This is a genomic window from Cutibacterium sp. LaCa_286 (genome assembly GCF_057198075.1).
The window spans coordinates 959,711-973,181 of the sequence record NZ_CP191091.1 but is presented as its reverse complement, the minus strand read 5'-3'; the positions used below and the strand labels follow the sequence as shown (position 1 = coordinate 973,181).

The following is a 13,471-nucleotide window of genomic DNA, read 5'->3' as shown; positions in this document are numbered from 1 at the left end:
ACCTTCCCTCGAACATGCCCGCCCTACCGCGTAGACGCTAAGCTGAGGGGTATTTCAACGGTCCAGAGATGGGAGTGTCATGGCCGGCGAACCGATGGGTGCAGACCTGGGAGAGGTCTTGGTGATCATCCCCACCTACAACGAGGCAGAAAACATTGAGACCGTCACATCGCGACTGCGGACCGCCAACCCGCAGGTGCACGTGCTCATTGCCGACGACAATTCCCCTGACGGCACTGGTGAGATCGCCGATCGGCTCGCCGGCGCAGACGAACACGTCCACGTCATGCACCGCAAGGGTAAGGAGGGGCTGGGGGCCGCCTACCTGGCTGGATTCGACTGGGGGCTCTCGCACGACTACGGCGTGCTCGTGGAGATGGATGCCGATCTGTCCCATCAGCCCGAACAATTGCCTGCCTTGCTGTCCGCTCTGCAGCATGCCGACATGGTCAAGGGATCGCGCTACGTGTCTGGCGGGTCAGTCGTCAACTGGCCCAAGAGCCGCGAGTTCATCTCCCGTGGGGGAGGGGCGTGGACTCGGCTCATGCTGGGCATCGACGTCAAGGATCCCACCGGCGGATTCAATGCCTTCCGCGCCTCAACGCTGAGGACGATCAACCTGGCGACGGTCGACTCGGCCGGTTACTGTTTCCAGCTCGACATGACGTGGCGCGTCCTCAAGGCCGGAGGGGTCGTCGCCGAGGTGCCGATCACCTTCGTCGAACGCGAACGTGGGGCGTCCAAGATGAGCAAGGACATCGTCGTCGAGGCCATGGCCCAGACCACCAGATGGGGTGTGGAGCACCGGGCCAAGCAGGTGAGTCACGTGGCGGACAAGCTTGCAGGCAAGGCGAGTGAGGTCATCAAGCAATTCCGACGCTGACAATCGGTCCCGTGGTATGACCCAGGCCCTACCACGGGATCCTGGGTCTCTCTGAACGTGACCTCCGGAAGGATGAGGCTCGTGCACGCGGCAGCGGAACATTGAGCCTGCATCGGTTGAGCCTCCGGACGGGCTCTGGGACAACGCATGGGTGGGCACCACGTGGCTGTGTGGCGTCGCGTGCGTCATCAGATCCGTATAGGTCTGGTCGTTCACATGGCGGCACACCGAAACCAATGACCATCAATGCGAGCCGCCATCAAGGCAAGGTCTGCGTGATGGACGCTCCTCGCAACGATGTCGGAGAATGTCGTAGCGGGGTCGCAATGGACAAGTTCAGGCTGTATGAGAATGGTGGACCCGTGGGCCGAGCCCCACAGGGTACCGATCGTGGGGTCACGGGCCAAGGCGTCGCAGGAAGGTGAGCCCAAGGCCGTGGTGGACACGTCTTGGGTCACGAGCACAAAACTGGCCAGCCCTGGCCTGACCGGCCCGTGGTTCACAGGTACGAGGCAGAGGTCCCGCCACGCCAGTTGCGTGGCGGAGTGATCTTCTCCTCCACAGTCGTGACGCGGGATCAGTCGTTCTTGCGGATTTCCTCGAGCCGTTCGTTGAGCAGCTCCTCCAACTCAGGAATACTGCGCCGCTCGGTGAGCATGTCCCAATGGGTACGTTGTGGTTTCTGAGCCTTGCGCTCAGGATCGGTCCCATCGCTGCGGGTGGCCTCTGCCCCGCAACGTGGGCATTCCCACAGGCTCGGCAGTTCGGCTTCCATGGCAAAGGTGATCTCGAAGTGGTGGCCGTTGGCGCAGTCGAAACCGACCTCCTGCCGCTCAGCCATCTCGACGCCCTCTTCGTCCTCAAAGCTCTTGGACCCCAGTCCCATGCCTCGCAGAGCCCGATCAGCCACGACATGCTCCTCTCGCTGACGATGTCGGTGATTGGCACCGTACCCTCACCATCATGGCAGAGAACCACCCTTCATGGCAGGCGACCCCTCACACTCGAACCACATGACACCGGCGCATGACGTTGAGCAGGACGTCGGGGCGATCAGTGATGATGCCGTCCACGCCCATCTCAATGAGTTGTTCCATCTGGCCGGGATCGTTGATCGTCCACACCTGCACCAGCTTGCCAGCCCGGTGTGCAGCTCGAAGGAATGACGGTGTCACAAGATCGATCTCACGAGACCCCATCTTGATGCGCCACGGCATCTGGTAGACGACGCCGAGCGGCGCATGAGCCGTGGGCCGATGGGTGAGGCACGAGGACGCCACCCCGACCGGCCCCACGGCCGTCGCCACCGGACGATCCACCAGACGCCGGAATGCGGTGAGCCTTCGCGGATTGAACGAACCCACGCACACCCGGTCCCACGCGTGATGACGAGCGAGAGCTGCCACGAGCGGTTCGACGGTACCTGGAGCCTTCATGTCGATGTTGAAGTAGGCGTCTGGAAAGGTGTCGAGCACCTCGTCGAGAGTGGGGATGGGTTCACCGTCAATGGTGGCCTCGCGCAGCTCAACCAAGGTGAGCATGGCGACGACGCCGTGGTCGTCGTCGGTGACCCGGGCAAGAACCGGATCGTGCATGGTGACGAGATGACCGTCCCTGGTCACCTGGACGTCGGTCTCCAGATGAGTGATGCCACGATCCATTGCATGCGCGAACGCAGCAAGGGTGTTCTCCTTGCCACGGTTCTCCGGAAGTTGAGCACCACCGCGATGTGCCATGGCGACGAATCCAGAGTTGAAGAAGGGGAGGTCACGTGCACGCATGGCCCGATTCTTCCACCTGTAGCTTCCCTATGTGGGGTTGCGCGGCTTTTGCGGATTTGCATCGCTGACACACTTTTGGCACCTCATGTCGAGATCCCCCAGTCATGAGCACCATGCCTCCATCGCGGTCGTGTGGAAATCATGCTTCACATGCCCCCATCTGCCACGCGGAGTGGCAGGACGGACGATTCCGAACACGAATGCCACACCAACCAAAACCCCATCAAGGCCAAGGCACCTCACCCTGCGCACAATCTGCCTGCACTGCAACGCCATGTAGGAATCACCAGGCTTATCCTCCGCCGTGGAAAACATGGTTCGTATACGCCCGTCTGCCACATGGAGTGGCAGTCAGGCCGTTTTGGAACACACATGCCATGATCGGAGCATGGCATCCTTCTCCCAACTCGCCACTCCCACAGTTCTGTCGGCCCAGAGCCAGGTGTGTGGCGGGCATGTCGGCAACGGCGCTGCCGTGTTCCCGCTGCAGCGCAATGGGATCGAGGTCATCTCGTTTCCCACAGCAGTGCTCAGCAACCACAACGGCTACCCGCGTGTGGGATCGATTCCGGTGAGTGCCCAGGATCTTCGTGCCATACTGCGATCGTTGGGTCACAACGGGTTTCTCGAGCGGTGCGACGCCGTCCTGTCGGGGTACCTCACCGAAGCGAGCGGACCAGTCGTCGTTGATGCCGTCCAGCAGATCCGCGTCAGGGGAGGGGCAGGACATTACCTGTGCGACCCGGTCATGGGTGACGACGGCCGCTGCTACGTCAGCGACGGTGTGGTGCAGATGATGCGCAAGCTCGTCGTCCCGGCTGCGGACATCATCACACCGAACCTTTTCGAGCTCGCAATGCTCACGGATCATCCGGGACTTGCGAACTGCCTGGGGACTACGAGCCATTCGGGGGACACGGCTGCAACCGGTACCCGGAGAGACAACAACCCAATGCCCACGTGTGCCGAAGTGGTTGCCGCCGCGCGATCGCTCATGGGGTCAGCGAGAGACGATGCCGAACACCACGCCGGAACGTGGCACGTGGCGTCCCACATGACGGACCAGAATCCTTTCCGACCCCGTGCATCTGGAGCCACGGTTGCCGGACCGCGTGCGGTGGTCGTCACCTCAGTACGAACCACGGATCTTCCCGAGGATCAGATCCATGTGATGACGGTGACACCCAACTCAGTCTGGGTGTGCAGCACCCCCACACTGTCCAGGCATTTCAGTGGCTCCGGTGACCTCTTCGCAGCCCTTCTGCTGGCAGGGCTGCTGCACGGCCAGCAGAAGAACAGTAATGCACGGTTGAGCGAGGCCGTGGCCCGAGCCACCCAGCAGACTTGGCTCGTCCTGTCGGCAACCGCGTCGGACGCCTCAGAGAGCGAGGAGCCGGGCGAGCTGGCGCTCGTCGCCCATCAGGACCTGCTCACCGTTCAGGAGGGCGCTGCGACACGTCGTCTCGCCCCGTGACCACCACCTGTTTTACGGACGAACCAGCGGCGCCGCGGGGAGAGGCAATGCACCGCAGGCCAGTGGGTACCCCATGAAAAGGTGCACCATGACGTGGCAGGAAAAGACAAGGACGGGGCAAGGAAAACCCGCAGGCAACCCGAGGTGACAAGGAAGAACAAGGAGCGGAGGCCAGGGGGACCAGCTGACAGCCCGAAATACCGGGGAAGGGAAAGGGGGACCAGCAGGCACCCCCAATCACGAATCTGATCGGAGCAATGGATTCCCGGCCGCTGCCCCGAAACCCGTAATACGCAAACAGGCACCCGCCTTCGCAGCAACCACTCAGCGAATCACCAACCCGTGCGTGCAAAGCTGGGCGTCACTCGGTGAAGACGCTGATCGACGCTCCCAGAGCATTGAGCCGAGTGGGCAGGTCCTCATAGCCGCGATTGATCATGTAGACGTCCCTCAGAGTTGTCTCCCCAGTGGCGGCCAGGGCGGCCAGCAGCAGACAGACAGCGGGACGCAGGGCGGGCGGGCAGATCAGTTCGCGGCCACGCCAGTGAGTGGGGCCGTGAACGATGAGCCGATGGGGGTCGAGCAGCTGGACGGATGCACCGAGCTTTCCCAGGTCGACCAGGTGGATGGCTCGGTTCTCGTACACCCAGTCGTGGATGAGGGTCTGGCCCTGAGCCTGCGCGGCAATCACTGCGAAGAATGGCAGGTTGTCTATGTTGAGGCCGGGGAACGGCATGGGGTGGATCTTGTCAGCCACCGCAATGAGATGGCTGGGGAACACGGTGATGTCGACCAGTCGGGTGAAGTCGTTGTTGGAGGGGTATTCCGAGGAGAGCTCATACTTCAGCCCCATCTCCTTGAGAATGGCCAGCTCAATCTCGAGGAATTCAATGGGGCAGCGTTCGATGGTGAGTTCGGAGTCGGTGACGATGGCAGCCGTCATGAGGCTCATCGCCTCGATCGGGTCCTCGGAGGGCCAGTACTCCACGTCGGCGTTGATGTCACTCACACCATGTACCTTGAGGGTGGTCGTACCGATGCCTTCGATCCGCACACCGAGCTTGGTGAGGAAGACGCACAGGTCCTGCACCATGTAGTTGGGGCTGGCGTTGCGCAGCACGGTGAGACTGGGTGTCTGGGCAGCGGCCAGCAAGGCGTTCTCGGTGACGGTGTCGCCGCGCTCGGTGAGGACGATGTGACGTTCCCGGTCGCCGCCCTTGTCGCCGTCCTCACTGACCTGACAGTTGTAGAAACCTTCGGTGGCCACGACCTCCAATCCGAAGGCTCGCAACACCTGCAGGTGGGGTTCGACGGTACGGGCCCCGAGGTTGCAACCCCCGGCGTAGGGCAGCTTGAACTCCTTGTAGACGCGTTGCAGGGGGCCCAGGAACATGATGACGCTTCGGGTGCGTCGTGCCGCGTCGATGTCCATCTGGTCCAGGCACAGCTCGTCAGGACGTGTCAGGGTGAGATCGACGCCGTCGTCGGACCACTCGGTCTGCATGCCGATGGAGCGCAGCACCTCGAGGATGCGGTTGACCTCCTCGATGTGGGCAATGCCGTGCAGCACGGTACGTCCGCGGTTGATGAGGCTGGCACACAGCAGGGCGACAGCGGCATTCTTCGACGACCGTACCTCGATCGAACCGGAGAGCTGGTGACCCCCCTCGATGAGGTAGTTCATCGTGCCAGTGCCCGGCGTCGTCAACAGTGGCGACTCCAGAGCCTGGGCAATCCGGTTGATGTAGTCCAGGGAGAGATTCTGATTGCCGGCCTCGATGCGATGGATGGCGCTCTGGGAGGTGTTGAGCAGTTCTGCCAGCTGGTGCTGGGTGAGACCACGCTGCTTGCGGGCATCACGGATGAGGCGTCCAACGGATGCAGGGCTGACGTTGTCCACGGGAGATTCCTTTCGACGGATCGCGGGGACTCTCAGTAACCCCTCCACGATATATCACATGCGAGATGAACCAAGGTGACGCGCGGTACAAATGCGTCACCGCACAGCACAAACCAGCTCACAGCAGAACTGCACACAAGTGATACGAGTGACACATGAGTGGCCGATCTCACACTAAAGTTGTTCCCATGAGCTCACACTTTGACGTCGTCGTCCTCGGAGCCGGCCCTGGTGGCTATGTCGCCGCCATCCGCGCCGCACAGCTTGGCAAGAAGACCGCAATCATCGAGAAGGAGTACTGGGGCGGCGTGTGCCTCAACGTCGGGTGCATCCCCACTAAGTCGCTTCTGCGCAACGCCGAACTCGCCAACATCGTCACCAAACAGGCCAGCACCTTCGGCATCTCAGGTGATGTCACCGTTGACTTCGGCAAGGCCTACTCCCGCTCCCGTGACGTGTCCGGCCGCATGGTGAATGGCATCCACTACCTCATGAAGAAGAACAAGATCACCGAGTACCACGGGTGGGGCGAGTTCACCGGCCCCAAGAACATCGTCGTCAAGGATGACGGGGGAGCGGTGAGTGAGGAACTCACCTTCGACAACTGCATCATCGCCTCCGGCTCGTCGGTGAAGACGCTGCCGGGCACCCAGCTGTCCGAACGGGTCGTCACCTATCGCGAGCAGATCCTCTCCGACGAGGTTCCCGAGTCGATCATCATTGCCGGCTCCGGCGCCATCGGCACGGAGTTCGCCTACGTACTGGCCAACTACGGTGCCAAGGTGACGATCGTGGAGTTCTTGGACCGCATGGTTCCCAACGAGGACCCCGAGGTCTCCAAGGAGCTCACCCGCGCCTACAAGAAGATGGGTGTGAAGGTCATGGCGGCCACCAAGGTGGACGCCATCGACGACTCCGGTGACAAGGTCAAGGTCACCGTCTCCCCGGCCAAGGGCGGCGATGCACGGGTGCTGGAGGCCGACCGGGTGCTGCAGGCCGTCGGATTCGCCCCACGCACCGAGGGATTCGGGCTGGAGACCACCGGGGTCAAGCTCACCGAGCGCGGCGCCATCGCCGTGGACGACTTCATGCGCACCAATGTCGACGGCATCTATGCCATCGGTGACTGCACGGCAAAGCTCATGCTGGCCCACACTGCCGAGGCCCAGGGCGTCGTCGCCGCCGAGACCATCGCAGGTGCCGAGACCATGCCGATCAACTACGACATGATCCCGCGCGTCACCTACTGCCAGCCACAGATCGCGTCGTTCGGGTACACCGAGCAGCAGGCCAAGGACAAGGGCTACGACGTCAAGGTCAACAAGTTCCCGTTCTCCGCCAACGGCAAGGCTTGGGGTGTGGGGGATGGATCGGGATTCGTCAAGGTCGTTGCCGACGCCCGCCACAACGAGCTGCTGGGCGCCACGATCATCGGCCATGACGTCTCCGACCTCATTCCGGTACTCACCCTGGCACAGATGTGGGACATCACCACCGAGGAGGTGGGACGCAACATCTTCCCGCACCCGTCGATGTCCGAGGCCATCAAGGACGCTGTCGAGGGCATTGCCGGTGAGATGATCAACATCTGATCCCCGGCCCCCAAGCGACAATCCCCGGGGCGGCAATCGTGGTGCCGACGGCACACGCAGCCCCATGTCAAGGTCTGCCTGTACGGTCCGGTACCAAGGGGTCTCGGAACCAGTCGATCGTGATGGGTTGAACGGAATCGAGAGCCTACCCGTACCAAGGGGTATCGGACGTGCCGGCAGACCCTCGTTCCCGTACTGGTTCGTGGTGCTGCGCCACTCGTCAGAGGCGGTTCTCGGGAGCAGGGCCAAGGCCAAGGGGAGTGTCTTCCGGAACGCCGCGTGTGAGCCTGCCGGGACGCCGCGTGGGGCACGTCGAGCCGCCACCGCAGCCCATCAGGTACAGGGCTGCCCGCGCGTGATGGCCGGGTTCATGCGTTGTTGCCCATCGCAGTTCATCGGGTACGGGCTGCACGATCCCGACGGTTGAAACCCAATCCCGGCTGTTGGAAACAGTGCCCCCGAAAGCCGTACCGTTCCCGGGTCAAGGCCTGGCATGTGAGTTGTCCGCTCTGGCAACCTGGCCAACCCGAGGGCCTCATCCGGCTCGGCACCAGCTCAGACGGATTCGCGTTGCACCGCAGATCGTGCGGTGTCGGCAGGCAGGGGAACCAGGAATTCCTTTGGGTGACGTACCCGCCATGCCTGCACGATGAGCAGCATGAAGGGGGCACCGAGGTTGGTCTCGATGAGGGAATCGATGACGAGTGGACGCCAGGACAACGGCCGGATACCCGAGATCATCAGCACGGCCTCCCAGGTGAATTGGATGCCGACCCCGATGGCCAGTGCCGAGCGAATCGAATGACGCTCGTCCGGGTGGCGCAGGTTGTGCAGCGCAAGCCATCCGTACCCCACGAGCACGAGAACGGCCATGACACCGTGATAACCGCTGACATGACGTGCAATCTGGACGCTGTGGAAGGAATCACCAACTCCTTGGCTGACCAGAGCGCTGGTGAGCCAGCCGGTGGGAAAGAGGATCGACCACTCCCAACGGTTCTCCGGCTCGTCGAACCAGAGCCACATCCACGCCATGTTCGTGATGCCGTAGCTGAACGACAACCAGAACTCCAGCGGCAGGACCCCCATCCCGACCACGCTGCGGGTTCCAAGCATCCTGTGGAAAAACCCGTAATCGACGATGAAGTAGAGGAGGCCACCGAGCAGCCCCACGATGAGGGCCGCACGTCGGCGTGTCCTCGCAAGTACGCAGAGGAAGGCCAGCAACAGTATGACGTCGATCCAGATGTAGAGAACGTTGAAGGATCGCGCGACCAGATAGTCATTCACCACGTGACCACAGGCCCTTGGATGTCAAAATGCACCCCAACAATGTATCCCGATCGTCATCGAAACCGGTACTGCGGCATGGCCAGGATGCGTCCGGTCGCACGCTGCGACGCGCTCGATCCACATCCTCGTGCGTCGGTTCCGGGACGTGACGAGTCACACGTCAACCCTACGTTGGCGCAAGTCCTGACCCGAAATGCCCTGTCCTGACCCGAAATACCCAGTCGCTCATAGAATGGGACAAGCCGTGGTCGTCATCGCCACCACGTCATGACGACCACGGCCGACGGCCATCGGTTGGTTTGACCAGAGGCCGCCAGCGAGACCACACAGACCACCAACACAGGGGAGGAGCACATCATGGAGATTGTGGACAACGGACCCGAGCCCAACGTCTTCGACTTGGAGACTGCCACCGAGGAGAACACCAACTACCGCACGACGGCGTGGACCGGCAAGTACCTGCAGGTGACGCTCATGTCGATCCCGGTGGGGGAGTCCATCGGTTGGGAGGTGCACCCCGAGACCGATCAGTTCCTACGTCTGGACGGCGGCACGGGCAAGTGCATCCTGGGCCCCAACGAGAACCAGGATGAGGCCACCGTCGTGCAGGACGTCAGCGACGGCTGGGCCGTGCAGGTGCCGGCCGGCACGTGGCACGACATCGTCAACACCGGCGACGAGCCGATGCAGGTCTACGCGGTGTACGCGCCGAGCCACCACGCCAAGGGCATCGTCCATGAGACCGCTGCCGACGCCGAGGCGGACGAGAAGTCCGGCAAGGACACCCCGCCGGAGTGGACCATCCAGCCCAAGTGAGTCATCTGGAGCCACCCCTGTGTCCCGGAACGTAGCGGACAACAGGTGTGATGCGAACCGTTGGGGCGGTGGCGTGCTGCAGCACGCCACCGCCCCACAACACCCGCAACGGGCACGTACCCCAGAGATCCATACGCGGCGATCGCCACACCGTGACACGTATGTCGCGGTGACAGGGAAGCAGTGGTTGGGTCGTGCAGAGCTCGGCGAACGACGAGACCTGCGGCGAGCAGTGCCCACATCGCACGTCCGAGTCACTCATGCTCGGCTCGGAACTCTTTCCAGGTGTCACTGACGAAGCCGATGAACGCCATCACTTGGGAAAGGAAGCTGTAGGCGCGGCAGAAGTGGTTGAGTTTTGCCCGGAACTCCTCGGCTTCTTCGTCATCGAGCTTCATCCAGCGGCCCTTGGCGAAGTCGAGGTTGCGGTACACCTCGCCCTGGCGTGCCGGATCGTCACTGAGCAAGGCAGTCACCGCAGCGTCCACCTCCGATTCGGAGAGCACCTGTGCGGTCCACAGATCACCACTCAGGTTGTACAGAACGTTCGGGTCGGTCTCCTCTGCCAAGGTTTCCTCGTAGAAGGGCTGGAACGCCTCCTGGATTTCCTCGGCGGTGTTGGCGAAGTCGAGCACGAAGGTGTCGTCTTTGCCGGGCGTCGTGCGGTTGAGCCGGCTCAGCGTCTGGACGGCCTTGACCCCGGCAAGTTTCTTGTCGGCGTACATAGTGTGCAGCAGCGGTTCATCGAATCCGGTCTGATATTTTTCTGCAACCACGAGCACCTGGTAGTCGTCCCCGTGGAACTTCTTGGGAAGCTCGGACGCGGAGAACCCGTTGATCTCGGCCTCGGTCCACTGCTTCTCAGGCACGTCGGGATCGCTCACCGTGCCGCTGAACGCCACCAGGGCACGAATCGGCTGGTCACCGTGGTCGTAGCCCTTGCGCCGATGTATTGGTCGATGGCTTCCTTGGTCTTCACCGCATGCAGCCTGCTACTCGCCTTGGTTGTCCGATAAGATACATTATGACATTTCGCGTGATTGGACAGCCCTGCCCAGCGCTGAATCGTCGATCATCTCCCCGCCACTCCACCGCGCAGGACTCACTATTTTCCCCACAACTTTCACCACACCCGTTCCCGCGGCCCAGCTACCCGCGGCTCAGCATCGCGCGCCCGTGCAACCATCTGGCAACTGTCCATGCAACCAGCAACAAATCCTGAACACACCAGCCAAACCCAGAGCACGCCAGCAATTCCCACCAACGACGTCAGCCGGTCTCGCCAACGATCGCGACCCACGTGCAGCCAGCCGATCAGCTCACGGTCGGTACCGATCGACGCCCCAGCGTGCCGATCGGCCATACCTCTTGAGCCGGTGTCGAGCCAGGCGTGACCACACCTGTTGCTGAAACTGCAGGGTGAGGTACCCGGCAACAGTCATTCCCACCAGGCTGACGGCCAGCTGTACCAGTGAGCCGCGTATCTCGTCCCATTCCCCCAGTGCCAGCGCGACGCCGATGTTGGCTGCCGCCGGGATCGTCGTCACCGAGATGAACACACCACTCAACCCACCGGTGCGTGACGACGTCAACGCCAACACACCGACGATTCCCGCGATGAGTGCCACGGCCAGTGACCACCGATCCGGGTGGTAGATGAATGACGTGGCCCGTCGGTTCGCACGAATGGAACTGGCCGAGAGCCACCCCATGACGGATCCGAGTTTGGTCACCAGAGCAGTCGTGAGAGTGCTCACCACGAAACCCATCGCCAGAGCTCGTGCGGCCAGGGCAAACAGGTGTGGGCGGCGTCTCACCAACGCCAGGGCGAGAGCCACCACGGCCCCGAACTCCGGGCCGAGGACCATGGCCCCCACGGTGAGAATCTGAGAGTCGGTGATGATCGCGATACCGGCAAGCAACGTCGACAGGATGAATGTACTGATGAACGTCCAGTTGAGTTCGGACTCGTCGTAGGCACGTTTGATGATCGTCGGCCAGACCATGGCGTCGGCCTCCGAGCCCGGTGTGATGAGTTCAGCCACCAGACCTGGCTCTGAGATCCACGTCTCGGACTCATTGAGTGCAATGAGTCCGGTCTCCCCCACGCCAAGGTTGCGAATGGCGTCAATGACGGGATCGGCCGATTCTCGAGTGACCCCAGCCACGATGACGTTGCCAGGTGGCTCGACGACGACGCCACGATAGACCTGCGGAAAGGTGACTCCCTCAGCCTGCGACAGAAGGCGCAGCACGTCATCGGTGCATTCCTCGGTGGTGACCACCCGCAACTGCATCATGGCGTCATCTTGGCACAGTCGTCACGACCCACCACACAAGCTCGCGAACGAGGCAGTATCTCCCCCATCCGCCTCATCGGATCGTCGATGCACCCATCTGCCGACCTCCTTTTCACCAGGTGGCACATGACTGCGAGATGCTTCGATGAAAATTGATCCTTCGCGCACCAGCCATCTGGGAAACAGTATTCACCGCGGTGCATCGTCGTGCACGAATGATCCATGCATACTCAGCATGACGTGAACGAATATTCAACCTCGGACGTGAAATATATTCACAGAGATCAAAAAATATTCTCATTACCCCCTTCTGGCTAGGCATTTCATTTCTGATCCACTCCCCTGTCGTTACTATGGCGACGTCACCACACACGAAGTCGTTCACCAACACTGACGCGAGCGACATAAGGAAGACAAGGAGAGAACGATGGCGTTCAACCTCAAGGACAGAGACCTGCTGTCACTCAACAATCACTCGGCACGCGAGGTGCACTACCTGCTCGACCTGGCTCGAGACCTCAAGCGGGCCAAGTACGCCGGCATCGAACAACCGCAACTCACCGGCAAGAACATCGCCCTCATCTTCGAGAAGGCCTCCACCCGCACTCGCTGCGCCTTCGAGGTCGCTGCCCACGATCAGGGTGCCCATGTCACCTATCTGGGACCCAGTGGATCGCACATCGGTCACAAGGAGTCCATGAAGGACACCGCTCGCGTGCTCGGACGCATGTATGACGCCATCGAGTACCGCGGCTTCTCGCAGAAGGACGTGCAGATCCTCGCCGACTACTCCGGCGTGCCGGTCTTCAACGGCCTCACCGATGAGTACCACCCCACCCAGATGCTCGCCGACATCCTCACCATCCAGGAGCACACCTCCAAGCCCCTGTCCGAGGTGAAGTTTGCCTACCTCGGTGACGGCCGCAACAACATGGCCAACTCCCTGCTGCTCATCTGCAGCAAGCTCGGCATGGACGTACGCATCGTCACTCCCGATTCGCTGCGTCCCACCGACGAGGTCCTCGACATGGCCGCTGACAACGCCAAGACCTCCGGGGCCCGGGTGAGCGTCACCGCCGATGTCGACGAGGGCGTCAAGGACGCAGATTTCGTGTGCACCGACGTGTGGGTGTCGATGGGTGAACCCGTCGAGTCCTGGGCCGAGCGGATTGACATCCTGCTGCCCTACCAGATCAACTCGAAGCTGCTGGAACGCACCGGCAACCCAGACGTCCTGTTCATGCACTGCCTGCCAGCCTTCCACAACTGCGAGACCGAGGTCGGCCGCGAGGTCGCCGAGCAGTACCCGCACCTGGCCAACGGTATCGAGGTCACCGAGGACGTCTTCGAGTCCGACGCCAACATCGCCTTCGAAGAGGCCGAGAACCGCATGCACAGCATCAAGGCTGTCCTCGTCTCCTCCCTGTCCTGA

General features: G+C 62.0%; 11 protein-coding genes. 5 read left to right on the top strand and 6 right to left on the bottom strand.

Annotated features, from left to right (window positions below; all coding sequences use genetic code 11):
- Window positions 1-79 precede the first annotated feature (79 nt).
- Entirely contained in the window at window positions 80-883 is an 804-nt protein-coding gene (locus ACP8JZ_RS04215; RefSeq protein WP_306517065.1) for a polyprenol monophosphomannose synthase, read from the top strand.
- Between the two features lie 577 nt (window positions 884-1,460).
- On the opposite strand, the gene ACP8JZ_RS04210 is transcribed toward ACP8JZ_RS04215, so the two are convergent.
- Both ACP8JZ_RS04210 and ACP8JZ_RS04205 read right to left on the bottom strand, forming a co-directional pair.
- On the bottom strand, window positions 1,461-1,793 hold the full coding sequence (locus ACP8JZ_RS04210) for an RNA polymerase-binding protein RbpA (RefSeq protein WP_023035375.1): 333 nt from the start codon (window positions 1,791-1,793) through the stop codon (window positions 1,461-1,463).
- 88 nt (window positions 1,794-1,881) lie between these two features.
- Window positions 1,882-2,664, bottom strand: coding sequence for a glycerophosphodiester phosphodiesterase family protein (locus tag ACP8JZ_RS04205; RefSeq protein WP_484482738.1), 783 nt, complete (start codon window positions 2,662-2,664; stop codon window positions 1,882-1,884).
- A gap of 388 nt (window positions 2,665-3,052) precedes the next feature.
- On the opposite strand from ACP8JZ_RS04205, the gene pdxY reads away from it, so the two are divergent.
- A complete protein-coding gene (pdxY, locus tag ACP8JZ_RS04200) occupies window positions 3,053-4,138 on the top strand; it encodes a pyridoxal kinase (protein WP_306517067.1) in 1,086 nt (361 codons plus the stop codon).
- Between the two features lie 361 nt (window positions 4,139-4,499).
- Here the strand turns inward: pdxY and ACP8JZ_RS04195 are convergent, their stop codons facing one another.
- The gene (locus ACP8JZ_RS04195; protein ID WP_316327936.1) at window positions 4,500-6,038 is read right to left on the bottom strand and encodes a helix-turn-helix domain-containing protein; all 1,539 of its coding nucleotides are present in this window, start codon (window positions 6,036-6,038) and stop codon (window positions 4,500-4,502) included.
- A 188-nt stretch (window positions 6,039-6,226) separates the two neighbouring features.
- On the opposite strand from ACP8JZ_RS04195, the gene lpdA reads away from it, so the two are divergent.
- A complete protein-coding gene (gene lpdA, locus ACP8JZ_RS04190; RefSeq protein WP_484482737.1) occupies window positions 6,227-7,630 on the top strand; it encodes a dihydrolipoyl dehydrogenase in 1,404 nt (467 codons plus the stop codon).
- Between the two features lie 555 nt (window positions 7,631-8,185).
- Here the strand turns inward: lpdA and ACP8JZ_RS04185 are convergent.
- Complete coding sequence (locus ACP8JZ_RS04185; RefSeq protein ID WP_484482736.1) at window positions 8,186-8,923, bottom strand: hypothetical protein; 738 nt, start codon at window positions 8,921-8,923, stop codon at window positions 8,186-8,188.
- A gap of 357 nt (window positions 8,924-9,280) precedes the next feature.
- Here ACP8JZ_RS04185 and ACP8JZ_RS04180 point away from each other — a divergent pair, with 357 nt between their 5' ends.
- Window positions 9,281-9,739, top strand: a complete 459-nt coding sequence (locus ACP8JZ_RS04180; RefSeq protein WP_021103296.1) for a cupin domain-containing protein — start codon at window positions 9,281-9,283, stop codon at window positions 9,737-9,739.
- 254 nt (window positions 9,740-9,993) lie between these two features.
- Here ACP8JZ_RS04180 and ACP8JZ_RS04175 read toward each other — a convergent pair whose 3' ends face one another.
- Together ACP8JZ_RS04175 and ACP8JZ_RS04170 are read right to left on the bottom strand one after the other, a co-directional pair.
- The gene (locus ACP8JZ_RS04175; protein ID WP_484482735.1) at window positions 9,994-10,608 is read right to left on the bottom strand and encodes a type I restriction enzyme subunit R domain-containing protein; all 615 of its coding nucleotides are present in this window, start codon (window positions 10,606-10,608) and stop codon (window positions 9,994-9,996) included.
- 450 nt (window positions 10,609-11,058) lie between these two features.
- Window positions 11,059-12,039, bottom strand: a complete 981-nt coding sequence (locus tag ACP8JZ_RS04170) for a DUF389 domain-containing protein (protein WP_323459084.1) — start codon at window positions 12,037-12,039, stop codon at window positions 11,059-11,061.
- Window positions 12,040-12,466: 427 nt separating this feature from the next.
- Here ACP8JZ_RS04170 and ACP8JZ_RS04165 point away from each other — a divergent pair, with 427 nt between their 5' ends.
- On the top strand, window positions 12,467-13,471 hold the full coding sequence (locus tag ACP8JZ_RS04165) for an ornithine carbamoyltransferase (RefSeq protein WP_306516954.1): 1,005 nt from the start codon (window positions 12,467-12,469) through the stop codon (window positions 13,469-13,471).